The 26,342-nt window shown below is 52.5% G+C and carries 23 protein-coding genes; 19 read left to right on the top strand and 4 right to left on the bottom strand.

What is annotated here, in order from left to right:
* Positions 1-3 precede the first annotated feature (3 nt).
* The 10 genes from ACE6ED_RS08265 (at position 4) to ACE6ED_RS08220 (ending at position 15,772) form a co-directional block, all read left to right on the top strand.
* A complete protein-coding gene (locus ACE6ED_RS08265) occupies positions 4-531 on the top strand; it encodes a hypothetical protein (RefSeq protein ID WP_410826632.1) in 528 nt (175 codons plus the stop codon).
* A 312-nt stretch (positions 532-843) separates the two neighbouring features.
* Positions 844-1,113: a small, acid-soluble spore protein, alpha/beta type gene (locus tag ACE6ED_RS08260; protein WP_410826631.1), complete on the top strand. Its 270-nt coding sequence runs from the start codon at positions 844-846 to the stop codon at positions 1,111-1,113.
* Positions 1,114-1,299: 186 nt separating this feature from the next.
* Positions 1,300-2,502, top strand: coding sequence for a methionine adenosyltransferase (metK, locus tag ACE6ED_RS08255; RefSeq protein ID WP_410826630.1), 1,203 nt, complete (start codon positions 1,300-1,302; stop codon positions 2,500-2,502).
* Between the two features lie 244 nt (positions 2,503-2,746).
* Positions 2,747-6,778 carry an Ig-like domain-containing protein gene (locus ACE6ED_RS08250; protein WP_410826629.1) on the top strand — a complete coding sequence of 1,344 codons (4,032 nt, stop codon included), beginning with the start codon at positions 2,747-2,749 and terminating at the stop codon, positions 6,776-6,778.
* A 349-nt stretch (positions 6,779-7,127) separates the two neighbouring features.
* Positions 7,128-9,812 (top strand): stalk domain-containing protein, encoded by a 2,685-nt coding sequence (locus ACE6ED_RS08245; protein WP_410826690.1) that lies wholly within the window; start codon positions 7,128-7,130, stop codon positions 9,810-9,812.
* Between the two features lie 51 nt (positions 9,813-9,863).
* Positions 9,864-11,024: a sensor histidine kinase gene (locus ACE6ED_RS08240; protein ID WP_410826628.1), complete on the top strand. Its 1,161-nt coding sequence runs from the start codon at positions 9,864-9,866 to the stop codon at positions 11,022-11,024.
* A 4-nt stretch (positions 11,025-11,028) separates the two neighbouring features.
* Positions 11,029-11,751 (top strand): response regulator, encoded by a 723-nt coding sequence (locus ACE6ED_RS08235; protein ID WP_410826627.1) that lies wholly within the window; start codon positions 11,029-11,031, stop codon positions 11,749-11,751.
* Positions 11,752-12,118: 367 nt separating this feature from the next.
* Entirely contained in the window at positions 12,119-12,541 is a 423-nt protein-coding gene (locus tag ACE6ED_RS08230) for a glycosyltransferase family A protein (RefSeq protein ID WP_410826626.1), read from the top strand.
* Between the two features lie 308 nt (positions 12,542-12,849).
* A complete protein-coding gene (locus ACE6ED_RS08225) occupies positions 12,850-14,937 on the top strand; it encodes a DEAD/DEAH box helicase (RefSeq protein ID WP_410826625.1) in 2,088 nt (695 codons plus the stop codon).
* A gap of 262 nt (positions 14,938-15,199) precedes the next feature.
* On the top strand, positions 15,200-15,772 hold the full coding sequence (locus ACE6ED_RS08220) for a ComF family protein (RefSeq protein ID WP_410826624.1): 573 nt from the start codon (positions 15,200-15,202) through the stop codon (positions 15,770-15,772).
* 88 nt (positions 15,773-15,860) lie between these two features.
* Here ACE6ED_RS08220 and ACE6ED_RS08215 read toward each other — a convergent pair whose 3' ends face one another.
* From ACE6ED_RS08215 to ACE6ED_RS08200, 4 genes are all read right to left on the bottom strand, one after another.
* Positions 15,861-16,571: an ABC transporter permease gene (locus ACE6ED_RS08215; RefSeq protein WP_410826623.1), complete on the bottom strand. Its 711-nt coding sequence runs from the start codon at positions 16,569-16,571 to the stop codon at positions 15,861-15,863.
* Positions 16,572-17,477 (bottom strand): ABC transporter ATP-binding protein, encoded by a 906-nt coding sequence (locus tag ACE6ED_RS08210; RefSeq protein WP_410826622.1) that lies wholly within the window; start codon positions 17,475-17,477, stop codon positions 16,572-16,574.
* Between the two features lie 69 nt (positions 17,478-17,546).
* The gene (locus tag ACE6ED_RS08205) at positions 17,547-18,446 is read right to left on the bottom strand and encodes a sensor histidine kinase (protein WP_410826621.1); all 900 of its coding nucleotides are present in this window, start codon (positions 18,444-18,446) and stop codon (positions 17,547-17,549) included.
* Between the two features lie 86 nt (positions 18,447-18,532).
* Positions 18,533-19,243 carry a response regulator transcription factor gene (locus ACE6ED_RS08200; RefSeq protein WP_410826620.1) on the bottom strand — a complete coding sequence of 237 codons (711 nt, stop codon included), beginning with the start codon at positions 19,241-19,243 and terminating at the stop codon, positions 18,533-18,535.
* Between the two features lie 185 nt (positions 19,244-19,428).
* Between ACE6ED_RS08200 and ACE6ED_RS08195 the strand changes: the two genes are divergently transcribed.
* From ACE6ED_RS08195 to ACE6ED_RS08155, 9 genes are all read left to right on the top strand, one after another.
* Positions 19,429-19,839, top strand: a complete 411-nt coding sequence (locus tag ACE6ED_RS08195) for a TIGR03826 family flagellar region protein (RefSeq protein ID WP_410826619.1) — start codon at positions 19,429-19,431, stop codon at positions 19,837-19,839.
* A gap of 105 nt (positions 19,840-19,944) precedes the next feature.
* Entirely contained in the window at positions 19,945-20,235 is a 291-nt protein-coding gene (gene flgM, locus ACE6ED_RS08190) for a flagellar biosynthesis anti-sigma factor FlgM (protein WP_410826618.1), read from the top strand.
* Positions 20,236-20,247: 12 nt separating this feature from the next.
* Positions 20,248-20,748, top strand: coding sequence for a flagellar protein FlgN (locus ACE6ED_RS08185; RefSeq protein ID WP_410826617.1), 501 nt, complete (start codon positions 20,248-20,250; stop codon positions 20,746-20,748).
* A gap of 178 nt (positions 20,749-20,926) precedes the next feature.
* Positions 20,927-22,519 (top strand): flagellar hook-associated protein FlgK, encoded by a 1,593-nt coding sequence (flgK, locus tag ACE6ED_RS08180; protein WP_410826616.1) that lies wholly within the window; start codon positions 20,927-20,929, stop codon positions 22,517-22,519.
* Between the two features lie 17 nt (positions 22,520-22,536).
* Positions 22,537-23,454, top strand: a complete 918-nt coding sequence (gene flgL / locus ACE6ED_RS08175; RefSeq protein ID WP_410826615.1) for a flagellar hook-associated protein FlgL — start codon at positions 22,537-22,539, stop codon at positions 23,452-23,454.
* Between the two features lie 15 nt (positions 23,455-23,469).
* Positions 23,470-24,036, top strand: coding sequence for a DUF6470 family protein (locus ACE6ED_RS08170; protein ID WP_410826614.1), 567 nt, complete (start codon positions 23,470-23,472; stop codon positions 24,034-24,036).
* Positions 24,037-24,205: 169 nt separating this feature from the next.
* Positions 24,206-24,652 carry a flagellar assembly protein FliW gene (fliW, locus tag ACE6ED_RS08165; protein ID WP_410826613.1) on the top strand — a complete coding sequence of 149 codons (447 nt, stop codon included), beginning with the start codon at positions 24,206-24,208 and terminating at the stop codon, positions 24,650-24,652.
* Between the two features lies 1 nt (position 24,653).
* The gene (gene csrA / locus ACE6ED_RS08160) at positions 24,654-24,896 is read left to right on the top strand and encodes a carbon storage regulator CsrA (protein ID WP_410826689.1); all 243 of its coding nucleotides are present in this window, start codon (positions 24,654-24,656) and stop codon (positions 24,894-24,896) included.
* A gap of 185 nt (positions 24,897-25,081) precedes the next feature.
* Positions 25,082-26,074, top strand: coding sequence for a hypothetical protein (locus ACE6ED_RS08155; protein WP_410826612.1), 993 nt, complete (start codon positions 25,082-25,084; stop codon positions 26,072-26,074).
* The last annotated feature ends 268 nt before the right edge of the window (positions 26,075-26,342 follow it).

Below are 26,342 nucleotides of genomic sequence, written 5' to 3'. Positions count from 1 at the left end.
ACCATGAAAGCCATTGGAAAAATCACGCTTTCCGTCGCTGCCATCGCTGGTAGCGTATGGGCGGGATCTATTGTCAGCAATACAGCGGAAGGTGCAAATGTGAGCCAGCCTGGCACAGCCGATGATCCGGTTGTTACCAAAAGTTATGTGGATCAGCAAATCCAAAAAGCGCTCGGCGGCGGGGCAGCACCAACCGCAACAGCTAAGCCAACGGCTTCCCCAACTGCTTCACCGGCTTCCAGTCCAGCCCCGTCAGGCAATGAATCCGTCATTGTGGATGTAAAACCGGGACAAACCCTGATTGCTTCAGCTGGAGCTGAATTTATTGTTAGAGCAGGCAAGGCGGTTGTCTACTCGCAAGATGCAAACGGTGTTGCGGATCTTACAGCAGGAGCAGATATTGCAAATGGACAGCCCGCTCCCATGAACCACCTGTTGTCTTTTCCACGGGACGGCCGAGGGATTATGGTTCAGGATGGACAAAAAATGGGTTTGACGGTTATGGTCCGCGGCGGATACACCATAAAGTAAGCAAATAAGTAAGCAAGAAAGTAAGCAAGAAAGTGAGTAAGTTAAGTTAATAAGCTAAGTTAATAAGCCAAGTAAGTAAATGAGCAAATCAGCAAGTAAGCAAGTAAGCAAGTAAGTAAAAAACTCTTTAGATAGCTATAAGTTTGCCCGGTATTACCGCTGTTTATTCTCTTCCTAATATAATGAAGGAAAAGAAATGGGGTTCCTTTTCTCCCTTAACCTGCTGCTCCTTACAATCATTTGTCCGGTTATGCTATGGCGTCCGATCCCATACTAACGGAGCAAAATGAAATCAGTCAGGAGGTGGCCGTGATGGCGAGATCGAATCGAAACCTGGTGCCGGCAAGCCGGACCATGCTGAATCAAATGAAATATGAAATTGCAGCAGAGCTGGGGTTGACCACCGGGACAACGGATTTCAGCACAGAGTTTGCGGGTGAACTGGGTGCAATGGAAGGAGCGATGAGCGCTCCTTATCGTAAGCCAGGCTGGGGACATCTAACTTCACGTGAAAATGGATCAGTCGGCGGAGAAATCACGAAGCGCTTAGTTAGACAGGCTGAGCAATCGGCAATTTTATAACTTCTTCCTATATATAGAGGGCATGTCCATTCAATTGACACCACTGGGTAAATACGTTAATATACCTGATAAGGACAAGCATCAGACCTTTTCCATATGGGGAAGGTTCATTTTTTTGAATATGACTTGTTTCGAGCGGATTTTTTTAGAATTATATCTACTATTCAAAAAGGAGGGTGATCATTCATGTCTGTGAAGGGACGCCATTTGTTTACTTCCGAGTCGGTTACGGAAGGACATCCGGATAAAATCTGTGACCAGATTTCGGACGCGGTACTTGACGCCTTTTTGACGAACGATCCCAATGCACGGGTAGCCTGCGAAGTTTCCGTTGCAACCGGACTGGTGCTGGTTATCGGCGAAATCAGCAGCAGATCGGAATATGTCGATATTCCGGCTATTGTCCGCAATACGGTAAAAGAAATCGGCTACACGCGCGCCAAGTATGGTTTTGATTACAATACATGTGCTGTATTGACCTCTTTGAACGAGCAGTCGGCTGACATTGCTCAAGGGGTAAACGCCGCGCTGGAGCACCGGGATCCTGAGCAGGTTGCTGAAGAGACCGCTAATATCGGAGCCGGTGACCAAGGGTTGATGTTCGGATTTGCCGCAAACGAGACACCTGAACTCATGCCGCTGCCTATCGCGCTGTCGCATCGGATTGCGCGCCGTTTGGCTGAAGTGCGGAAGAACGGCACATTGGAATACCTCCGTCCGGACGGCAAGACGCAAGTCACCATCGAATACCAGGACGACAAGCCGCTGCGTGTCGATACCATTGTCGTTTCCACTCAGCATGCTGAAGGAATCACTTTGGAACAGATCCAGACCGACATCAAAGAACATGTGATTTTACCGGTGGTACCCGGTGAACTGCTGGATGAAGAAACAAAATATTTTATTAATCCTACCGGGCGTTTTGTCATCGGCGGGCCCCAAGGTGATGCGGGTCTGACTGGACGCAAAATTATCGTGGATACTTATGGGGGTTATGCACGCCACGGCGGCGGTGCATTCTCTGGCAAGGACCCGACGAAGGTTGACCGCTCCGCTGCGTATGCCGCTCGTTATGTAGCGAAAAATATTGTGGCAGCAGGTCTTGCCGAGAAATGCGAAATCCAGCTGGCTTACGCCATCGGTGTTGCCAACCCGGTTTCGATCAACGTGGATACTTACGGCACCGGCAAAGTGGATGAAGAAGTCCTGGTAGAACTGGTGCGGAATAACTTTGATCTTCGTCCAGCAGGCATCATTTCGATGCTGGATTTACGGAGACCCATTTACAAGCAAACTGCTGCTTACGGCCACTTTGGCCGCACCGACATTGACCTTCCATGGGAACGCATCGATAAAGCCGAACTGCTAAAAGAACAGGCCGGTATTTAATCCGTTCCTCTTACAAAATGAACTAACCGAACCGTCCGAGCTTAGGCTCGGGCGGTTTTTTGCCGTTATGCTGCTAAAGTTTGGAAGGGTTTTGGCCGACATATACCATATACATACCCGGCTTGGTACGCCAGCAGATGGATGAGATGAGGAAAGCGCTCCTGCCCGATGGCATGAGGGATAGTCCTTGTGCTTTTTGGCATGAACGCGTACTTAGTGTGGCTTGTGAGAGGAGTTCTATTAAATGAAGAAAAGGATTTCATTGTGTGCAGCGATTGCTCTGCTCGCAAATGTCTGGTTTGGTTCTGGCTTGTCTTTTAAAGAATGGAATGGATTGGCGGCCTACGCCGCTTCGGAATTTAGCTTCAGCACGGTTCCTGCTTCCGGCGCGGCAAATGTCGATGTGTCTACCCCTTTGAAACTGAGCTTTGACCGGCAGGTGGCCCCCCAAGCAGGCGAGATTTCGTTTACTGTACAGGGACAAGGAGCCCCGTCTTTGACGATTCCAGTCGGCAGTGCCGGGCTGGTCGGCAGCTCCAACGCCTATGAATTAAAGCTGGCGCAGGGACAGCGGCTCCAGCATAACACCGCTTATACGGTGTCTATCCCCAAGGGCTTGTTTAAAGATAGTGCAGGCTCCGAATCCGCTGCTATTTCTCTGACGATTACTACGGCACCTGAAATCAACCCGGCTTTGCAAATCGCTAAGCTGTCACCTGCTCCGGGCGAACGGGCCGAAGCTTCGCAGCTGGACCAGCTGGTATTAGAACTAAACGGGCAAGTGCAGCAGGGTGGAGGCGCAATTAAACTAGTATCGGCTGCTGATAATTCGGTTGTGCAGCAGTTCAATCTGAATAATACTGATCCTGCGGTTCAGCTTACAGGGGTCAATACCTCGACAAAAGTGAACCTGAAGTTGGCCAGCAAACTCCCCGCCGGAGGCAGTTTTTATGTCCTCATTGAAGCAGGAGCGCTAAAGGATGCGGATAACAAGGTCTTCGCTGGAATATCCGGCGGGGATCAATGGAGTTTCTCGACCAAAGGGGCTGCTGCCGTTCAAGTAACGGAAGCCCCCAAGAATAATACAGGCGGGGTAGCCACCACTACTGGCATCCAGCTGAATTTTGACCGGCCAATGCTGCCCGCAGCCGGGACAATCATTATCTCGCCAGGAAGCCCCGAGGATGGCAGGGCCAAAAGAGTAGATGTCAACTCACCGATTGTAAAAGGCGGAGGAACTTCCACGATCAGCATCAACCCTGCCTCCGCGGCGGATCCGCTGCTAGCGGGAACTGTTTATGCGGTCACGATTCCCAAAGGTGCTTTTTATGATCAGGATGGGAACCGTTTCCCGGCAAATGAGCCGTTCAGCTGGAGCTTTACGACCGCATCGGCGTCCGGCCCGCTTACAGTTGCGGCACTGTCTCCCCAAGACCGCAGTGAGTCGGTGGATCCCGCCAAACCGCTTTCCCTTGTATTTAACCGGGAAGTGAAATATACAGGGGGAGCAGACGGAATAGGCTTATTTAAGAACAGCGGGACCAAAGTGCCGGTATCGGTTCAAACCGGTTCATCGGCCAACGAAATTATTCTTAAACCTACAGCTCCACTCGATTCAGATACGTTATACTATGTGGATATCCCGGGGAATGCATTTGTGGACGCAAAAGATCCGCTGACCGCTTTCGGCGGATTAAGCGGTAAAGCTTCCTGGAGCTTCCGGACAGCCGCTCTGGATAAGACCGCTCCCCAATTGACGGGTGTGCAGCTGGAGAACAACCGGAACATCCGGCTTAAATACGACGAAACACTGAACAGCTCGGTGGGTCTGCTTACCTCAAGTTTTACCGTTACGGTAAATGAGGAGAAGCGGGCGATCGACAGCGTTTCTATTTCAGGCAATAGTGTACTGGTGACGTTAAATACCGGTGTAGCGGTTGGACAAGTCGTCAAAATCTCCTACTCGGGCGGTCTGCGTACGATCAAGGACCCTAGCGGAAATGAGGCGGCTACCTTCTCGGGCAAAGAAGTCGCCAATGGCATCCAATCCGTCCTTCCGGTTCCAAAATACGGAACGGTATCGGGAACAACGTTAACGTTGACCTTTAATGACAATATCAAATCAACGTCGGGTTATGCCTACGACCAGTTTGTTGTCACATCGGACGGATATTCGCTGGGCGTTACGGGCATCGGCTTCGGCGGAAGCACGGTAAACCTGTATCTGAGCAGCGCGCCAGGTAACGGAACGGCTGTCAGAGTGTCCTACTATCCGGGATCTTACCCGCTGCAGGATCCGTATGGGCAGAATATCGCAGGATTTAACGACTTTTTTGTACGGAATACGTACGATACCGTTGCTCCGGTCCTCAATACGGCAAGCGGCAGCGGCAACAAAATCATTTTGACTTACAATGAAGGAATGGCCACAACCAGCCTTCCGCTGAAAAGCCAATTCTCCGTTCTAGTTGGAGGCAGCCCCAACTACGTAACGGATGTCAATGTATCCGGCAGTCAAGTTATTCTTACGCTGCAAAGCAATCTGTCCGGTAATCAAAATGTTACGGTATCTTATGTGCCCGGAAGCGCGGGTCTCAGCGATTTGAACGGGAACCGGGCGGGCTATTTGGATCTTCAGCCGGTGGAAGTCTCTGGTGTAGCCGCAGTCCAGGGTCTGCAAAGCGCTTCAGTCTACGGCAGTGAACTCACGCTTGTATTTGCACGCTCCATGCAGACCGCCACACCGCTGTCGGTGTCCCAGTTTGCTGTCCGTGCGGACGGTACGGCAATTGGCGTAAAAGCTGTGTCTCTCACGGGAGATACACTTAAGCTTACACTTTCTACCGCAGTAAAACCGGATCAAAAAGTGGACCTTTCTTATATGGCGGACTCCGCTCCGCTCAAAGATGCCACCGGAACGGCGCTGCCGTCCTTCAGCATGATTACCGTGCAAAATGTAACAGGAACGACCGGCACAGGCACCAGTACAGCGGCGGGGCGTCCTTCTTATCTGGGCACCTTAGCTCAGGAAGAGTTCGGTAAAATGTATGGGCTGCTGCAGACCGGTTCGGCTACGGCGGCTGAGGACCGTTCCATGTACAGCTCTTCGATTAAACGTTATGTGCTGAACGCGGAGCATCTCAAGGCTAGTTATGCCTATCTGCACGGTCAAGGAACGTCGGCGCTTGCTTTTGAAGTGCCGTCGACGGAACGGGCCGCTTATGTGGTTGTTCCCTACAAACCGTTGTCCGAGGCTTATGCGCGCAACGCTGCAACGGAATTTGCCGTACGGTTTGGCGATAAGCTCTACAGCCTGCCGGTGCAAAAAATTGACCTCAGCTCCTTTGTCCCAACGCTTGGAGGAGGCGAATATTCGCTGATCTTCCGGATTGAGGCACCTCCGACGGGAACGTACACTCCGCTGGAACAGAAACTAGCACAGCAGGGGATGCAGTTCGCCACGGAGTTAACGGATTACCGTTTATCAGCTATGGCAGGAGAAAATTACACAACGGTCATGGAGGTCAAGGCACCGACGGAACTGAGAATCCGGACGAACAAAACGCTGAACAATGATCAGACTGCGGCGGCCAGACTGGATGCGCTGTATTCCGATGCAGCCTATCTTCCGACCTCGATCACCAAACAGGGGAATTATAACCTGATCAAAGCCCGGATGCAGGGCAATCAGGTGGCGGCAGCACTCACAACAAACCGCAGCTTCAGCGATACAGCGGGGCATTGGGGACAGCCGATCATCAGCAAGCTGGCCTCTAAAAATATTATCGACAGCAGCTACGGATCCCAGTTCAAGCCGAATCAGAAAATTACGCGCAGTGAGTTCGCAGTAATGCTGGCCCGGGGTTTGGGATTGGCTGGAAGCCGCGAGAACGCACAGCGTTTCCGCGACGTGACGCCATCCACCCAAACGGGCGATTACATCGGTGCGGCGGCCAAAGCCGGCATTATCACCGGAAACACCGATGCCACCTTCCGCCCGAACGATCCGATTACCCGGGAACAAATGGCGATTATGATGGTGCGTACGCTGGATTATGTCGAGCAGCCGATAACACTGAACGCCTTTGCGGATGCGGTTTTGTCCAAGTTTAAAGACAAAGCTAAAATCCAGAACCCGGATATTGTAGCCAAAGCGACGCAGGCGGGCATCATCCAAGGCGTTCCGCTGAACAAATTCCTCCCGCAGGGCAATGCGACACGGGCGGAAGGGGCTGCAATGCTGCAGCGCATGCTGGAGAAAGCAGGTTATTTGTAATCCCCGCGGGGCGACAGCCAGCTCCTCTGCACGCTTCAGTTGGGCCGATATAGCAACGGAAACAGGCGTCTGGTACAAACCGGGCGTCTGTTTATTTTGTGATGTTCTTGTTCGGTGATGTATACGCTTATCTGCTCGCTCATCTATCCGGCTGGTCGATTTCGGTTCAATTTCTTAAATATTCGTAACTTTTTCGGCTTATTTTAGTCTATTAATGGTGTACCGGGAAAATAGACGAAAAGCCCGGAGTCTGGTAGACGGATGCTGTATGATGCAAAACTAGAGATGGGAGAGTTATGCTGCAATGAAAAGAAAGAATATCCGTACGTTGAATAAGAGAGAGCGTCAGATGGGGCGGCAAAAGGCTGCCCGGAAGTGGGTTGCTGTATCGCTGGCCGGGGTAATCTGGTTTATGCCTGTCGCAGGCGAATGGACAAGCGGTTGGCCCCTTGGAGCAAGGAGCTCTATCGCGGAGGCGGCGACCGCCTCGGTCAGCGTGAACAAACTGGGCGAAGAAGTAATCACTTCCGGCGCAATCATGATGAAATATAAATATTCCTCTTCCCGCTCCACCGGCAAAGCTTCTGGGCTGGCGGACGTCATCCGGGTTGATCTGAACAACCCTTATGTATCCGTGGATGTGATGACGGGAAAAGGAGGCAAGCTGACCACCCGCCAAAGTACTGGCGGCATGGCCAAGGAAAACGGGGCGGTAGCCGCGGTGAACGGGGATTATTTTAACACAGGGGCGGAAGGTGCTCCGATTGGCGGACAAGTAACCGCAGGCACGCTGGTTTCTACGCCTTCGCAGCTGGAAGGGCTGTATGCCTTTACCTTGACCAAAGACCGTAAGCCGATGATCGATGAATATTCATTTGAAGGCAAGGTTATGTCGGAGGACGGAGCGGAATTCCCGCTGGCCGGCATCAATAAAGCTGCGTATAATCCCGAGGGGGCCAGCTCCAACTATAGTCATTCCAATGCCTTATATATATACACCGATGCGTGGGCAGCCAAAGAACGGCCCAAAAACAGCAACACCACGCCAACGGAAGCTCTAGTGGAAAATGGAGTTGTAACTAAAGTCTCGGAAGGCACGGCGCTGCCGATCACCGTTCCGAAGGGAGCGTATATTTTGCGTGCCCATGGCAAGGCATCCCAGTATATCACCGAACATTTGGCTGTGGGACAGAAGGTGTCAACGGCTTATGCACTCCGTTCCAAAACGAACCAGCAGACGGTTGATCCGGCCACGCTGCAGACGATGATCGGCGGACATACCATTCTGGTCAGCAGCGGCAAGGCGACCTCGTTTTCCCGTTCAACCAGCAGCATTGGAGGTTCCCGGGCCCGGACAGCGCTTGGTTATTCCCAGGACGGGCGTTATGTGTACATCATTGCAGTTGAGAAAAACAATGACAGCGACGGGATGACGCTGTCGGAGCTGCAGTCTTTTATGACCAAAATTGGAGTCTGGAAAGGACTCAACCTGGACGGGGGCGGCTCAACGACGATGGTGGACCGGCCGCTTGGCGAAACCTCCACCCAGCTGACCTTCAAAACCGAATACGGCACGGAGCAGCGCAGCGTTGTAAACGGGCTGGGTGTCTATACGAGTGCGCCTAAAGGCGACGTGAAGGGGATTAAAATTAGCGGAGATTCCTACCTGCTGATTGGCCAAAAAGCTTCGTATTCGCTAAAAGCTTACGATACGTATTATAACCCGATCGAAATGAACGCAGGGAACACCACCTGGAAATCAAGCAATGGCAACGTTGCGGTCAGCGGCGGTGAAATTACGGCCGTAAAACCGGGGAAATCCACTTTGACGGCAGTTAGCGGCGCAGCCAGCGCCAAGACGGAGGTTACTGTCCTCGGCGGGGATGATTTAACCTCTCTGAAGGTGGGAACCAGCAATGGAGCGCTTATTGCGGGAACCTCCTTATCCGTGCCAGTTACGGCGGTTACACGAAACGGAGATAACGTCACGGTTCCGGACAGCGCGCTAAAATGGGAGTTTTACGGCTTCAGAGGCAGCGTGGCAGGCGGTACGCTGAAAGTGGATTCTGTAAATGAAGGAGTTACCACAGGATATGCCATCGCCCGGTACAACGGCTTTAGCACGGCGATTGTGCTCTCCAAGGCGGCAGCCAGCTCGTGGGAGAACTTTGAAAATGTAAATTATCCGATTGCTTTTACAACCAATGCATCCGGTGTAACCGGCACCGCACAAATTGCCCAGGGCAGCGGCGAGCAGACCTCCAAAGTGCTGTCTCTTTCCTATGATATGACGGCAGGAACCGGCAAAATGTATGCTTACGCTCAATTAAACGGTACAACTGGAAAAACGATTCCCGCAGCCGCCACCAGCATGACGCTGGATGTCATGGGCGATAAAAGCCTGAACTGGCTCCGTGCGGAGCTTGTCGACAATGCCGGCAAAACCGTCTATGTAGATTTGGCCAAGGTCATCGACTGGACCGGATGGAAGAAACTGAGCATCGACCTGAGCGGACAAAATATCGCCTTCCCCGCTAAAATGAAACGGCTGTATGTGGTCAACGTGGAAGAGGGGCAGGATGAGCGGGCGAAAACAGGAACCGTCGCTTTTGACAACATTTCGTTCGTAATGCCTTCCCTCTCCAGTGATGCCGGCCTGCCGGAAGGCAAAGCGCTGATGGCGATCGGGCAAAAATCCATTTCGGTGAATGGTACTAAAAAATCGATTGAAGTTGCTCCAATTATGCGTGACAGCAGCACTTATGTGCCGATCCGTTATGTGCTCGACGCATTTGGCGGGCAGGCGTTCTGGGACCCGGCAACAAAGCATATTCTAGTGCTGCGCGGCTCCAAAGTGCTTGATTTGACGCTTGGTCAAAAAGAATTTGTGCTGAATGGAAAACGGCAGTCTGCCGAAGTTGCGCCTTTACTCATTAGCGGTAGGACTTTAGTCCCGCTTAGATTGGTGTCGGAACAGCTCGGATTAAAGGTAAATTGGGAACAAAACACGAAGACCGTAACGATTGAGTCGTGATATGTTAATATAATAAAGATAGATATTTGAAAGAAATGGGGCCAATCGTCCGTGGAATATCAAGCAGATGCCATTGACCGCGTCATCAAGAACACCATAGATGTCATGGAGAGCAGCAAGTATCAAATCTTCGAAATTTTGGAGGCTGCGCGTGATGAGCTTGTTGCGTTGACCAAAGAGCTGGAGCGCGTCATGGATGAAACGGACGAAACCTTGCAAAAGGTGGACAAACTGGAGGTGCAGTATCACCGCTCCAGAATTCGGCTGACCGAGGTAAGCCGGGATTTCGTGCGCTACACGGAGCGGGATATTCGCATTGCCTATGAAAAAGCAACCGAGCTGCAGCTCGAACTGATGATGGCCCGGGAAAGGGAAGCTTACCTGCGGAGCCGCCGGGACGAGCTGCAGAAACGGGTGCGTAAGGTCGAGAGCTCGGTTGAACGCGCCGAGTCGATCGGATCGCAGATGAGCGTGGTCCTGGAATACTTGTCAGGGGAACTGGGACAGGTGACCCGGATTGTGGAGTCCGCGAAGAACCGGCAGATCATTGGACTTAAGATTATTTTGGCGCAGGAGGAAGAACGAAAGCGTATTGCCCGGGAAATCCATGACGGTCCTGCTCAAATGCTGGCGAATCTAGTCCTAAGGACGGAAATTGTAGAAAGAATGCTGGTAAAGCAGGAATTTGGACTGGTGCAGCACGAAGTAGTAGACTTAAAAGGACAGGTGCGTTCTAGCCTGGAAGAGATGCGGAAGGTCATTTTTAACTTGCGTCCGATGGCGCTCGACGATTTGGGACTCATTCCGACACTGCGAAAATACGTGCACGATTATGAGGAGAAGACAAAAATCCGCACCGTGTTCGAAACCAAAGGCAAGGAGCACCGGCTTTCATCCGCCATGGAAGCAGCCGTGTACCGGCTTGTCCAAGAAGCGCTGACTAATGTAGCCAAGCATGCGTTCGCGAGTTATGTCATCGTTGAAATTACGTATCAGGCGCAGCTGATCAAAATTGTGGTCAACGATAACGGACGCGGCTTCAACGTCGAAAAAATGCGGCGGGAGCAGAACAGCCGGGAAAGCTTTGGCCTGGTAGGCATGAAAGAACGCGTGGAGCTGCTCGAGGGGAGAATGGAAATCGAGTCGGCGGAGAATCAAGGCACCAAAATCATAATACACATACCAACAAACGTGGAGAAAGGAAAGGAGTAGTGTGATGGAGAACCAGAACCAAATCAAGGCGCCCATCAAGGTGCTTCTCGCGGACGATCACCAGTTGTTCCGGGAAGGGCTGAAACGCATTTTAAACATGGAGGAAGATATCGAGGTTATCGGCGAATGCGGTGACGGCATTCAAGTGCTGGAGTTCTGCAACACGAACAAACCTGATATTGTCCTGATGGATATTAATATGCCCGTGGAGAACGGGGTGGAAGCCACTGAGAAGCTGCGTGAGCTGTTTCCCGATGTGAAAGTCATTATTTTGTCGATTCATGATGATGAGAGTTACGTATTCGAGACGCTGCGCAAAGGAGCTAACGGCTACCTGCTGAAGGATATGGAGGCGGAGTCGCTGATTAATGCGATTCGTTCCGTGTATGAAGGTCATGCTTTTATTCATCCTAAGGTAACCGGCAAACTCATCAACCAGCTGCGCAGAATGACTTACCTGAACGAAACGGGAGCGATGGCCGAAACGGGCGTCAAAGAAGCCGGCGTCAAGTTCGTTGCAGGAGACAACAACCCGCTAACGCGCCGGGAAGCTGAAGTGCTGCGTCTGATGGCTGAAGGCAAGAGTAATAAGATGATTGGCGAATACCTTTTTATCAGCGAAAAAACGGTGAAAAACCACGTCAGCAGCATCCTGCAGAAAATGGAAGTGGACGACCGCACGCAGGCGGTTATTAATTCGATCAAATACGGTTGGGTTACGCTGTAATCACATGCGGGCCGCCGAAGGACGGACAGATATACTTACATAACTTACGAGGCGGCCTTTGTGCCGCCTTTGTCTTTTGAAGAAGGCAGTGCAGACTCCTCTATTTTTATAAAACGCTAAAACATCGTTTCACAAAAGCTCCGAAAATACAGCAACCGGAAATCCCAAATTTGCTGCAGTGACGGTCCCGCTTTAACTGTCCTTCGTAAGATCATTCTATATATTGAGTAAAGCTCAGAGTCGTACACAAAAATCCGCTTGGTCCTTGCCGTCTTTCTTTGGCCAAGCAGGACATCCGCCCGGATATGGGGCGCACCGACTAGCTTATACCGGCATATAGTGACGGTATAAGAGGAGGTGCATCTCCATGGCAGCCCAGTTGATCTGGATCGTGTTGATCTACGCTTCGGCAGCGTTTGGGGTTCATGCGCTGCATGCGTGGGCCAGGCGAAAACCAAGCTCGGAGCGCGGCGGCTGGACGCATATCGTTGTGATTACGCGCAATCATGAATCCGTTGTCGAAGGCGTCGTCCGGTCGCTGGCGCTGCATGCCTGCCTCACCGGCAAAGCGCTTCGTGTGACCCTGATGGATGACGGCTCGACGGACCAAACCCAAAGTATCGCCGCTTTGGCGGGCAGGAATGCCTGCGGGCTGGATTTCCGGTTCGGTACGCATGCAGGTGTGGAGCTTTCCGGCGCTGCCGGAAGCGGATATATCATGGATCTGCGGCAGTACGGTACGGATGCCCCGCAGCACTGCATGCGGTTTCCAGGGCAGAAGAACAGATAGAGCCAGCGCGGTATAAGGGCAGAAGGGCGAATGAGAACTAGTGCGGCATAAGTAAGGGTGGCGTAGAGGGGCTTAACTTGTTAAAGGATAGGCTTGGCTGGTAAAAAGCGGAAAACAGAGGTAAGATGGAAGAGCGGGTGAAACCTGCAGGGTGTGGTAAATAATGCTATACATTGGTGGATAACTGGTGAAGCCACTAGAGCCGGTAGGAAATCGAATAGAAGGATCAGTGTGAAGAACGCACTTCCCAAATGAGGGGGAGTGTGTTTTTTTGTTTTTTGACTATGTAGACGGAAAGGAGCATGCATATGCGTGTAACGGTGTATGCAGTTTATGAGTTGAGCCGATGGGACGTTTATTTGGCTTTGGATGGAGAGGCGGGTAAAGGGTGGCTAGGTGAGACGGCGGATTATAATGATTGGCGGTCTGGTGCAAGTGGGTGGGTTGTGCTCTGCCGTTCCATGCCGCTAGGTTGGGCGGTTAGGCTTAGAGATTATGGCGTACGGCCGACGAAGGAGGCGGTTGGTTGGGGACCAGAAAAATGGGGAGCGTATATTCGGCACGTTTTAAGACGGGAACTGGCGGCTGAGCGCAAGCTGAGGATGGTATCCGTCCGGCCGGAAATCGCGCACCTTGATGTGTGCCATCCTAAATGGCCGGAGGCGGAGGTGGAGGTGGAGCGGTTTGGGTTTGCGGGGGAGGGGAGGGAGAGGGAAAACTTTACGTCTGAGGGTCCTCTTCCTACGTTTTGGGGTGGAGAAGCGGAGGGGATAAACCAAAAAAAAGATCGAGGCGATAGCCGGGAGCCGGACAAGCTGCTTGCTGAGGCAGCTGCGCTGGCTGAAGTGCTGAGTGGGCGGTCGCTGCTGGAGCATGAAGTGGAGAGCTTGCTGGAAGAACGGCTTCCGGCGCTGGCCGGATGCTGGACGCACGCAGCAGAGCTCGCCTGTATGCGCGGATGGCTGACGCTGGAGGCGGCGGTGAGTGAAACCACCGCTGCTAGGGCCAGTCAGCCGGCGCGCCCGGCGGCGCCGGAGGGCGCAGCCCCGGTGCCCATGCGCTTTCTGCGGCGCGTCTTCGCCCGCGCCGCGGCTCCGCGCTGCCTGCGCTGCGGCAGCGCCGCCACCGCCCGCACGCCCTGCGCGGCGTGCGGCCTCCTGGGCTGCGCCTACTGCGAGGCCTGCCTCGCACTCGGGCGCAGCCGCTCCTGCGCGCTGCTGCTGCGCGGCGCAGCGCGTCCCGGGCCGGCCGTGCGGCACGCGGCCGGCGTCCCCGCCACCGCCGATGCGGTGCGGCGGTGGGGGCTGAGCGCGGCGCAGGGCGCAGCCGCAGGCGCCGCGCTCAGCTTTTTGGCGGAGCGCCTGGACAGCTCCGCCCCAGGGGCCCCAGAGCGGTTCCTGCTCTGGGCCGTAACGGGAGCGGGAAAAACCGAAATGATTTTCCCGCTCCTCGAAGCGGCGCTCGCCCGAGGCGGGCGGGCGCTCGTAGCCACGCCGCGGCGCGACGTCGTGCTGGAGCTGGCGCCCCGGCTTGCGCGGGCGTTCCCGGACGAGCGCATTGCCGTCCTGTACGGCGGCAGCCCGGACCGCTGGGCGGCCGGCCGGATCACGCTGGCAACAACGCATCAGCTGATGCGGTTTTGGCATGCTTTTGATCTAGTCATAATTGATGAACTCGATGCGTATCCCTATCACAATGATCCCATGCTTGCCTACGCGGCAGAGCAGTGCCGGCGCCCTGACGGCGCATTTGTGTTTTTGTCGGCTACGCCGCCGAAGCCACTCCAGCAGGCGGCTGACAGGGGCAGGCTGGCTCATGCCCGGGTTCCCGTCCGTTATCACGGATACCCGCTTCCGGTACCGGTACGGATTACGGCTGAGCCTGTAGCGGCAGCACTGAAACGCGGTCAGCTCGCGTCCGCATTAGTGAAGACCCTGCGTGCGTCGTTGGAGCGGGGCGCCCAAGTGTTTGTATTCGTAACTCGAATTTATCAAATAGGCCCGCTGCTTGCCCTGCTTCGCCGGACACTGCCTGGAGTGCCTATGGACGGTACTTCCTCACAGGACTCCAGGCGGGCGGAGAAGGTAATGGCGTTCCGCCGGCGCCAGCTTGCGCTGCTGGTCACGACCACAATTTTGGAGCGGGGGGTTACCGTGCCTAAAAGCGACGTGATCATTCTCGATGCCGACGACCGCCTGTTTGATGAGGCTTCATTGGTGCAGATGGCCGGGCGGGCGGGACGGTCCAAGGAGGACCCGTCTGGACGCGTACGCTTTGTTTCACCGAATTGGACCCGCGCGCAGCGGGGGGCCATCGCCGAAATTCGGACAATGAACCGGATTGGCCGCCAAAAAGGTTATCTTCCCGCGAAAGGACAAACGCATGACTCAAAATAAGTTCACCCAACTTCTCAGCCGGCTGCTTACCCCGCCTGCCACAGCTTGTCTGACCTGCGGCCGGACCAGCCGATCGGAGTCGCCTTATGCCGGTGTGTGCCGTTCCTGTGCCGGTGCGATTCCTTGGATCCGGAATCCCCGCTGCATCATTTGCGGCCGGCATGTCGGCTGTCCCGACTGTTGCCGGAACGGAGCGGAACCGGAGCAAGCTCTTTTTCGCAATCGGAGCGCCGTAGCTTACAGTGACGAAATGAGGACATGGTTGGCACAATTTAAATATAGGGGCGATGAACGCTATGCTCCTGTTCTGGCGGCCATGATGAGGCCAGCCTACCGGCTGCTTCAGGAGGAGATGGGGCGATTGATGGAAGGAGCAGGACGTGATGGGTTTAATGGAACGAGGACAAGAGATGGCGGTCTCAAATGGAAAGCCGACGCCCTTGTTCCAGTTCCGGTCAGTGCCGCGCGGCTTGCGGAACGGGGATTCAACCAGGCGCAGAAGCTGGCGGAGACTTTGAGCAGCCGGGAGGGTATCCCGCTTTTGCCGCTGCTGAAGCGCACCCACCATACGGACAAGCAGAGCTTCAAGACCCGGGCGGAACGGATGAGCAATATGAAGGATGCTTTTTGCCTGGAACAACAGGCTGATGTGATACTGCTGCGCTTACTGGCAGCAAAAATACCCGCGTCCGCTTCCCCCGTCCAGATTGTCATTGTTGACGACATTTACACAACAGGCAGCACGCTTCGGGCATGCGCCAGAGTGATCCGGGCGGGAGCGGAGCGGGCGGGAGTTCCGGTTCAGGTGACGAGTGTTACATGGGCCAGGTCGTAAGTTTGAGCGGAGAGCGGCTGAGGTGGATCAGGCTTGTGCCTGTGCCTGTGCAAGCGGCATCCAGTCTGCACCAGTCCATCAATCCGCTTCAATCTGTCACATCTGCTTTGGAGGCATGAATCATCATGAGTGCAACGGAAACGGCCAAAACGATCCCGCTGGACAGCAGGCTTTTCGACACGGAGTAGGTATTCGCCATATAAGGAGCTGCAACAGCCTGGAACGGCGAGTACACAAAATACGGACTGTGCGAAAGGCCTAACATGATATTCGAGAGCATAACCGGTAGAGACAGCAGGATTGGAATCAAGAAGGAACGAGCCACCTGGGAAACCCATAGAAGTAGCGCACACAGCGCCATTTGCCCGAAAGCGGAAACGGCGAACTTCACGAGCTCTTCACGGAGTATCCCGGCCGGCATCAACTGCTGCTTATAAATGGCGCTTGCTGCGTAAGTAGCGGTAAATTCCAACAGGAAACTCGCAGTAACGATAAGGAAAGCGAACCCTGTTTTTACCAGTAAAATGGAGTGACGCGAGGCAGGGTAGGTATACAGAACCGACGCCGTATGGTCCATGAACTCCCGTGCGCCGATTTGAACGGACAGCGCAGCCGCCCAGACCACCGCGAGAAACGCGATATAAATCAGACTGTTGTTTGCTAAATAGTCCGCCCAGGACATTGTCCCGCCTTCCCCGGTTCGCAGGATCAGAAACAGTACGGGTCCGAATATGGAGACTGCCGGAAGAGCCCAATAAAGCGGCGACCTGCGGAACTTCAGCCATTCGCAATACAGCATTTATCTCCCCTCCTTATTTTCTGTGACCCGGATAAAATAGTCCTCCAGCGTGTCGGTACGAAGCGTTGACTCTTTGACTTCCACGCCGCTCTCAACAAGAATACGGTTGATTCTTCCGCTTGGCAGCGTGGTATCGTACACCCGGATGACGCCGCGTTCCCAGACCTTGAACTGCTGAGTTGCCAGTTCCTGTTCCAAAACAACGGAGGCCTTGTTATCGTCGTCAACCTTCAGTTCCAGATAATGGCGATTTTTGCTCTGTATTTCATCCGCATCCAGCTGCTCAATGAGTCTGCCCCGGTGCATGATGCCGATCCGGTTGGCCATCAGTTCGATTTCCCCGAGGATATGACTGGATACGAGGATGGTCATTTCCCGTTTGCGCTGAAGATCCATGATCATCTCGCGTGTCTCCTTGATTCCTACAGGATCGAGGCCGTTGATCGGCTCGTCCAGAAGGAGAACATCCGGGCGATGCATAAGGGACCGGGCGATTCCCAACCGCTGGCGCATACCCAGCGAGAGCTGGCCGGCTTTTTTGCCCGCGGCGGCTTCCAGGCCGACCAGCTTTAGATACTCTTGAACCGACTCTTTTTCAGGAATCCCGTGCATTCGGCGGTGAAGCTCCAGATTCTCGGCTGCAGTAAGCTGCGGATAACAGCCAGGCGTTTCAATAATGGAGCCGATCCTGCCCAGCAGCAGCCGGTTCAAAGGTTGGCCGAACCATCGGATTTGTCCAGAGGTAGGCTTGACCAACCCAAGAAGCATGCGCAAAGTCGTCGTCTTTCCCGCCCCGTTTTGCCCAAGTAATCCGTAAATATCGCCGGACCGCACAGTCAGATGAAGATTATCCACCACCGTGTGCTTTTTGTACTGTTTTGTTAATACCTCTGTTTGTAACAGCATTTCGAGTTACCGCTCCTGTTCTGCTTGGATTTGATATGGATAAGATACGGCAATCCTCTTACGCTGTATTTACGAATTTCTTACGTTTTGTTTAACTGCCGCGGACTGCGGCACTGAAGCGGAGGGGAGAGACAAAATAAAAGAGGTCCGCCTGCCCGGGTCGGATACAGCGGACAGACTGCCGCCCATCTGTTCCGCGAGATGCCTGGCTATCGTCAAGCCGAGTCCGCTGCCGGATTGCCGCGGGGAACGGGCGGGCTCCATTCTGTACATCCGCTCAAAAATTTTCCCCAGCTCAGACGAGGGAATACCCGGACCGTTATCCCAGACCTCCAGCTGGATCCTATCGCCTTTTTTGCCCAGGGACACACCGATTTCGCCTCCTGAATAGCCGTATTTCAGACTATTGGACAGCAGATTGCCCAGAATCCGTTCTATGGCGACCGGGTCACCTTGAGCATACAGCTTATGTTCAGGATAAAGGCTGATCACAGGAGTGATCGACAAACGCTGAAATTCAGGGTATAACCCCAGCGCCGTCTCTGTAATCAGTTTATTCATTTCAACCGGTATGGAAGTAAGTTCGGTATCCCCCGCTTCCAGTTTGGAGAGCTGAAAAAAAGATTCCAGCAGCTTGTACACCGAATCCGCTTTTTGTTTGGCAATTAAGAGGAATTCACGCCGGTCAGCTTCCGTCAGGCGCTCATCGGCAAGAAGGGCTTCGAGATATCCGAGAACGGAAGTTAGCGGGGTTCTCAGATCGTGGGATATATTAGACACAAGCCGCTTGTGCAGGTTCTCTGCTTCACGGGTTCTCGACTCCGCCTCCTGAAGCCGATCCAACACAAGATTGATTGACGCGGCCAGCCCGGCCAGCCCTTCATCGGTCGTTCGCAGCGTCAGCCTGAAGTTGGGAGACGATCGGGGCAAGGTATCAAAGCCGATTCTGTCCAGGAGACTTATCCGCATTTGCCGGAGCTCCTTTTTTAAACGAATCAATCGTAGGCCAGCCGCTCCAGCCAGGGCCGCCAGCAGAATACAAACGATCCAGAGGCTCATTCTTCCCCCCATTTGTAGCCCATCCCCCATACGGTTATAATGCGTTTTGGATTTCCGGGGTCTTCCTCCAGCTTCGCCCGCAACCTGCGAATGTGCACGGAAACCGTGTTCTCTCCGCCCTCGTAGCTCTCTCCCCAAATGCGTTCGTACAGGTTGTCCCTGGTAAATACTTTACGGGGATGTGAGGCAAGCAACTCCACAATTTTAAATTCTTTTGCTGTTAAAGGAAGGCGCTGACCGGCACGGGTTACGGTGCAGGCATCAGGATCGATAACGACATCTCCGGAGACGATGGCGGAAGTTGTTTCCCGCTGCACACGGCTATACCCCTCTTCTGTATATTCCACATAACGGCGCAGCAAGGCTTTGGCCCGGGCGGTCAACTCAAATATACTAAATGGCTTTGCGAGATAGTCGTCAGCTCCACTGCCAAGACCGATAATTTTGTCGGCTTCACTATCTTTGGCCGTCAGGATGAGCACGGGAACACGGCTTACGGAGCGAATCCGGCGCAGCACCTCCAGTCCGCTCAGCTCCGGCAGCATCAGGTCAAGCACAACCAGCTGAAACGGCCCTTGGGCTTCAAAGCTTGCGAGAGCGCTTTTACCATCGCCTGCAATTATGCATTGCAGTCCTTCTTGGGTCAGGTATCTGTCGACCAACCGGCCGATTTGTTCATCATCTTCCACAATTAAAACACGGTTCACTTCTCCATACGCCTCCTGGTTAAATCTGTATAAGGAATCCTCTTTCCTTCCACCTTAGCCTATAACATAAAAATCGTAAACAACCGATAGGAATAATAGACGAACACCTTATAATCATGTAATCTAGAAGCATAAAACGTGCAATTCGAGGCTATTTTAGAGAGAAAGGGGCGCCTTCCCGAATTATGAATCTCGATAACTGTCCAAGATGCGGGCGGCTGTATGTACGGGGGCTTGTGGAGCTCTGCCAGCCTTGCATGAAAGAACTAGAAGCCCAATATGAGATCTGCGTCAAATATTTGCGCGAGAACCGGCAGGCCAACATTCAGGAGCTGTCCGACGCCACGGACATTCCGATTAAGGAGATCACCCGCTTTATTCGGGAGGGCCGTATTTCCATTGCCAATGCGCCGAATATGATGTACCCTTGCGAGGTATGCGGAACCCTGATCCGGGAAGGGCATATGTGCGACAGCTGCCGCTCCAGATTGACCAAAGATCTGATGAGCGCGTCCAAGGAAACCGCTGTCGGAGACGCCTCCAGACAGCCGGGCCAAGGGGCCTACCGGGCCATCGATAAACTGCGTGGAGATTAATCCCATCAAAAAAAACCGTTTCCAGCTATAAATAATGTTTCAATACGCACCGATAAACTTAGTAATGATTATCGGTGTTTTTATTTAATCAGGAAGGTGGAAGGTATGAAAATAAACGAGACCGGACGAATCGGCGCGATTAACCCGTATAACCGGAACGCGGAAACCCAGCGTTTGGAACAGACGAAGAAGAGCGCACGCAAGGACGAGGTATCTTTTTCTGCCGAAGCAATGAATCTGCTCAAAGCCCAAGCGGCCGAAGGCAAAGTCGATACCGAACGCGCCAGCCGGATTCAAAGCCTGAAGCAGCAGGTTGCCGCAGGCACGTATAATGTGGACGCCTCCGTACTCGCCGAGAAACTTGCCCCTTACTTCAGACAGCTCCCCGAAAACTAGGTGATCCAATCCATGGCAATCTCAACATTGATCGAACTGCTGGAGCGGCTGGACGAAGTCCATCTGCAAATGCTGGACCTGGCCGCTTCCAAGAAACAAGCAATTATGGACAACAAGGTTGAAGAACTCATCGAAATCATGAACAGGGAATCAAAGTATGTGAAACTGATCGGACAGCTAGAAGAACAGCGGGCCGAGGCAGCTCATGCACTGCTGCAGCAGGTGGGAATCCGTTCGCCGCTGAATCTGAATCTGACCGAGCTGTCGAGGCTGGTGTTTGATCCGGAAGAGAAGCAGCTGCTGCTCGGTATGCAGCAGAAGCTGTCGGAAACGCTGACCAAGCTGAAGCAGGCGAATGAGTTGAATCAGAAACTGATTGAGCAATCGCTCCTTTTTATAGATTATTCTCTGGATCTGCTGGTTGGCCGGCCGAATCAGGACATCACGTATCATCATCCGTCCGACCGGAGCAATCATAACGGAACATCAGGGCTGTTTGACGCCAGGGGGTGACCCCTGTGCCGAATTTATGTTGCATTCAGGCAAAAGTGTTGGTCTTCTTGCATGCCGCGGGGGAACTCTTGAATCTGGAGAGCAGCGGCGCAGGAGGGCGGGTTCTGCACGAGCACAGCGGACAAACCTGAATGCTTTTATGTCAGTAACGGTGTATACCGAAGGGAGAGCAAGCTAGATGACATCGACATTTCATTCGATCGAGACGGCCCGGCGCAGTCTGTTCACGCAGACGACGGCGCTCGCAACGACAGGACACAACATTTCCAACGCGAATACCGAAGGTTACACGCGGCAGCGGGTGCGGATGACGGCTTCTCTTCCGATTGAACCGTACGGCCTGAACCATTCGACTGTTCCCGGCCAGCTTGGTACAGGTGTGGAGTTCACGTCCATCGACCGGATCCGAGAGCAGTTCCTCGACGATCAATACCGAGGCGAGAACGCCGGCTTCGGCAACTGGAATATCCAGTCCGACACGCTGGACAAGCTGGAGGCTATCGTCAACGAACCGTCTACGACAGGCATCCGGACGGTTATGGATAACTTTTGGAAATCATGGTCTGATCTGAGCAAAAATCCGCAGGACCCGACAGCTCGCAAAATCGTCACCCAAACGGCGCAGGCGCTGACGGACGCCATGAACTATATGAGCAATCAGCTCAATAATCTGGACAATGACCTGGCGACGAACCTGACTGTAAAAGGACAGGAAGTTCAAGGATATTTAACCTCAATCGCGGATCTGAATCAGGCGATTTACAAAATCGAGGGCATGGGCGACAAAGCCAACGACCTGCGCGACCAGCGCGACCTGATGGTCGACAAGCTCTCGAAAATTGTGAATATCACCATGGTCGATACCGACAACGGGTACAACATCTCCATGGGCGGCCTGCCGCTGGTGCAGGGTGCAGCCGTATCTGCGGCGGTCGACACCGCATTCCTGAACAATGCCTACGCTACCGGCGATTTGCGGGGCGGCGAGGCGTACGGGATGATTTTTTCCAGCCGGACTTATGTTGCGGATTACAAAAAACAGCTGGACAACATGGCCAACACACTGGCAAATGGCCAGGTGGAGGTTACAATTCCGGCAGGCTCGACGCTGCCAGCAGGCACTATGGTTGATACGGATTCCACGATTACCAAATCGGACGGCACCGTCATTCAACTGGCTGCCGGTTCGGCTGTACCCGATCCGCTTGACGGCGATCTGAAGACAACCGTAAAAGGTCTGAACGGGCTGCATCAGCTTGGTTATGCGCTGAACGGCAGCACCGGCCGGCCGTTCTTTACTTCGTCTCCAGTAGGAGCGCCGATCACTGCGGGCAACATTAAGCTGAATCCTGAGATCGCCGAAGATCCAAGCCTGTTTGCGACTTCCCTGCGCGCTACAAAGGATACCAACGGCAACGTGCAGGTCATCAGCGGGAACAACACATTGGCGCTGCTTGTTTCAACGCTGAAGGACAGCAACTTCGTAGCCGCGGACAAGTCTAAGACGGGCACAATCGGTTCGTACCTCAGCTCAATGGTCGGTCAGCTCGGTATCCAGTCACAGGAAGCAGCGCGTCAGACGCAGAATGCGGACTTTCTGGTGGAGCAGGTGAACAGCCGCCGGCAATCGGTCAGCGGCGTGTCGCTGGACGAAGAAATGTCGAACATGATCATGTACCAGCATGCGTACAGCGCGGCAGCCCGGTTTATGACTACTTTTGACCAACTGCTCGATAAATTAATCAACTCTACCGGCACCGTCGGCAGATAGGAAGGGAGTGCCCCATCATGCTAAGAGTAACCTCCAATATGATGAATTCGCAGCTGCTGCTTAACCTGAACCGGAATGCCCGGACGATGAACGACACGCAGCTGCAGCTCGCCTCCGGGCGCAAAATCAACAAGCCCTCCGACGATCCGGTAGGCATCACGTATTCGCTGCGCTACCGCGCGGAACTGTCTTCGAACGAGCAGTATCAGAACAATGTGGACAGCGCGTTGTCTTGGCTGGATTTTAATGATACGGTGCTGGGACAAGCTGGCGACGTTATTCAAAGAGTCCGGGAGCTGACTGTAAAAGCTGCTACAGGAAGCAATCCGCAGTCTGCTTTAAATAGTATTAACGAAGAAATGATGCAGTTAAAAGAACAACTTGTTGATATAGCAAACAGTACATTAAATGGGAAATATATTTTTAATGGGGAGAAGTATACTGAAAAACCTTACGACTATGTCAAAGGGACAGATGGAACTTATGATGTTACGAAGGATATAAAAACTGACACTGGCGTCATGAATTATATTGTCGGTGATGGGGTTCGTATGCCAATTAATATGAATGGAAATGATGTGTTTGGCAAAACAGGTGAACCTGATAATTTGTTCACAATAATAAATAATCTTTCAGGCGCTTTAAAAGCTGGTAATATATCGGAAATATCTTCCCAGTTGGGACTTATTGACACTAGAACAGATACAATTCTGTCTGCTCGGGCAGAGATTGGCGCAAAAACAAACCGGGTTGAACTTATGCAGGATCGTCTTAGTGACCTTAATATTAATCTGACGGATTTGCAAGCGAAATCGGAGGATGCAGACTACGAGGAGCTGATTATGAAGTCTAAGGTTCAGGAGAATATCTATAACGCATCCCTCTCTGTGGGCGCTAAAATCATCTCTACGACGCTGGTGGACTTCATCCGATAACGGAGGTGGGCTTGCATGACACAGCCGATTCTGCAAATTCGCCAGACGCCGGCGATCCTGGGCATTGATCAGAACCTGGGCAGCTATTCGATCCGCCAGCCCAAGGCAGATGTCAGGATTACGACAACACCGGGCAAGCTGGAAGTGGAATCCTATCGCCCCCAGCTGAACATCGACCAATCCCGAGCCTGGGAAGCTTATCACGGGGGCAATCCGTTAAAGATGAATAAACGGATTTATTCAGGAATTCAGCAACTATTCCTTCAAAATCTTGCCAATAAAGTAGAACAAGGAAATCGGATCGCGAAGTTTTTCAAGCCGGGGAATACGATTGCTGAAGTATACGGTACAGATACGGAACCACGTTCTTTCCCTGAGACACGCGGACCGGCTTCTTATGATAATGTAGATATTCATTTTGAATCGAGGCCACCTGAAATTTCATTCAAAGCCTCTGAAGTGGATATTCAGATTGAACGCAATAAACCCGAGATCAACTATACTCCTGGAAAGCTAGATATCTATATGAAACAATATTCATCGATTCAGTTTATTCCGCCGGAGTTGAATCTTTATACTTAGCTAACCGATATAAGCTATAGAGGTGCCGTCATGTGCGCTCTATAGCTTTTATACTATTATTAAATTAGGCTATATAAGAAAAATGTTATTTTTATGAATTGGTTAGGTATATTCTTATGCCGTGAAAATGCAACCTGCATCGCATTTTATTATTTAAGGAGTGAAATCATTGATTATTGAAACCTTATCCTGGGGCGACTTGGAAGTGAATGATGAACAGTTGTATCATTTTCCGAAAGGGTTACCAGGCTTTGAAGAAGAAACTGATTTTGCGTTAATATCTATGGCGGACACACCTTTTTGGTATTTACAGTCTATCAATGAGAAAGCTTTATCTTTCCTATTGTGTGACCCCTTTGTATTCTATCCAGCCTATGAGTTTGAACTGCCAGACGATGAAGCTGAGGAGCTGGGCATTGAAGCCGAGGTTTTGATCCGCTGCATCGTTACGCTTAGAGATGAGGTAGAACGGTCTACGATCAATCTGCTGGCTCCGGTGGTGCTGAACCCTACAACACGGAAGGGCAAACAAATCGTGCTGCATCAGACGCCTTACCACACCAAACACAGCCTGCTGCAGGAACAGCTTGTGACCGACGGAAAGGACGGTGAGTAAGATGCTCGTACTCTCCCGCAAAAAAGGAGAAACGATTGTCATTCAGGACCACATCGAACTGACGATCCTTAGTGTGGAAGGCGATACGGTTAAAGTGGGGATTTCCGCGCCCAAACATATCGACATTTTCCGCAAAGAGGTGTATTTGTCGATTCAGGAAGCGAACCGCGAATCGGTGGCGCCGGCTCAACAGGATTTGAACGCGCTGATTAACCGGCTGCGGGGAACAAAAACGGAAGAATAACAGTTTAGACGACGGGGGATAGACAGATGAAAAGATTACGTTTTAAATTTCATGCAGTCATGGCAGCCGCTATGGCTCTTTTTCTTGTAATAACACTGCTGCCGAACACAGCTCCGGCCCAGGCAGCTGCCACAGCTTCTAACGGGACACAAGTGGCCTTAGACAAGCTCAAGAAGATCAGTCGTATGACCTTCCGACTAAAAGACGCCTATCGTGTTCCTTATACGGTGTATATTTACGCCAACGACGAAAAGATGTCCGTACTCCAAGAAGAAGATTATTGGACAGGCAATCATCCGGGGGACAAAAGCTACCTGGGTACATACCGGGCCGCGCTGGTAAAAGACGGTCAATCATTCGGCACCGTTCAGAATGTGCCGCTTGAGCTGCATTCCGTGACGCTGCCGCAGACATGGCATTACACCGTACAGGCGAGCGGTTCGGATATGCCGGACCTCCTGATTTTGACGGAATGGGGGTCATCCAACTTTAATTTGCTGCACCCCTTTATTGTCACTTCAGGGAAGCTGAAGGCGCTGAACTTTACAGACTCTAAAGGGAAAAAGCTGGACACCACGTGGCCGGCAGGACGAGACCAAGGAGTCCGCAGTCTGAACGGATCCAGAATTCAGTTGAGGTATTACAACAATGCGATGGTGAAATATGCAGTGGATACCTTTAAGCTGGACATCAGCCGGTTGGCGCTTAAGCCGGACGATACGCGGTATATGAATAAACCCGCTTGGCCAAATTCAGGTATCGGAGACCGGGCCTATTTGGAGAGTCTACGGTCTGCTGCCGTCAAAGGCGAGCTTCCTTGCCACCCGCAGGTGAAGCTTGGAATGAGTCTGAAATCTGCCTCAGCTAAACTAAATCCACCCAAGTTGAAGGAAAACGGAGAGTGGGGTGCTTTTTACGTTTACTCAGGGTATGCCGTCGGGTTCGATTACTATCTGCATGAACTGAACTCCAAGTCGTCTGTAATGATTTTCAACGTGTTTGTTTCGGATCGCAACTTGGCGCCCTTTAATGTGCGTCAGTGGCTGGGCCAACCGAAGGAGGCGTACTTCAACGAAGAAGACGCCCGGTATGAGATGGTCTACGCCGCCGGGTCGCATTCCTTGGTGTTCTACTACGATGAAGAAGATCCGGTTATTCCGATGGTGTCAATTTACTAAGCGGGTAGGGCTGTTACTTATTTCTTGATTTTTACTGTTACTGCGGGACCGTATCTTTGGGACTTTTCCTTGGGTCATATTCATTGCCCTATACTCCTTGGCCTTTGATTCTGTCCGTTGATTATTGTCTATTGTCCTTCATCTCTTACTCCTGTTTTCCTCTTGAGGCTGCTATCAGCTTTGAGGGGATTTTTTCGTCAATAGGCAAATTAAAAAAAATACTGAAAAACTCGAAATTCACTCTAAAGTGTTAGCGGACACGTGACGA

Source organism: Paenibacillus nanchangensis, from assembly GCF_046543445.1.
Taxonomy (GTDB): Bacteria; Bacillota; Bacilli; order Paenibacillales; family Paenibacillaceae; genus Paenibacillus_AQ; species Paenibacillus_AQ nanchangensis.
Note: the sequence above shows the minus strand (reverse complement) of the source record. Positions and strands in the feature narration are given on the sequence as shown.